At 57.0% G+C, this 803-nt stretch carries 1 pseudogene; it reads right to left on the bottom strand.

From position 1 onward, the window contains the following. Positions 1-702, bottom strand: a pseudogene (locus GT007_RS22070) (IS5 family transposase); the annotation flags it as partial. Positions 703-803: the final 101 nt, after the last annotated feature.

The raw sequence follows: 803 nt of genomic DNA, 5'->3' as shown, positions 1-803 counted from the left end.
GTATGACGGCTGCGGCGAGATAGATCATGGCGGCGAATGAGCTGTCTGTTTTGTCGCTACGCAGTGCGATCCGTTTGAATTCCTTGAGTTTGGCGAAGAAGTTCTCAATGAGATGACGCCAGCGGTAGATCACTGCATCAAACGGGCGAGGGTTCAGCCTGTTCTTGCGCTGAGAAATGACCAGGTGAACCCCTCGGGGTATCAGAGCCTCGGCAATCCAATGGACGTCAAAGGCTTTGTCCGCGATCAGCCCCTGGAAGTCTGCTTTCTCGATCAGTGGCGCTACTCCCTGGGTGTCGTAATTCTGCCCAGGCAGCAGGGTAAAGCGCACCAGATTGCCCAGCGCGTCCGTCAGGGCGACGATCTTGGTGCTCCATCCCCCCACAGAACGGCCTATGGCCTGTCGGCACGTCCCCCTTTTGCGCCCTGCGCATGGCGGTGGACCTTCACGACCGTGCCGTCGATCATCGCGTATTCCATGTCGGGATCATCCGAGACGGCTTCAAAAAGCCGTTGGAAAACATCCGCCTTCACCCAATCCCGGTAACGCTTGAACACCGTGTTCCATTTGCCAAAGCAGGCAGGCAGGTCCCGCCAGGGGCTGCCTGTGCGCGCAATCCACAACACCGCTTCAACAAAAAGGCGGTTGTCGTGGCCGTGACGGCCAGGATCTCCAGCCTTGCCCAGGCAATGCGGCGACATCTTCGCCCATTGCTCGTCACTCAAAACCAAACGCTGCGTCATCCAAAGCGTGAATCATAAACACACGTCACCAGGAAAGATCTAAATCTCAACAAGCCCTA

The organism is Rhodovarius lipocyclicus (assembly GCF_009900765.1).
GTDB classification, from domain to species: domain Bacteria; phylum Pseudomonadota; class Alphaproteobacteria; order Acetobacterales; family Acetobacteraceae; genus Rhodovarius; species Rhodovarius lipocyclicus.
This window is presented reverse-complemented; position numbering and strand designations above follow the sequence as displayed.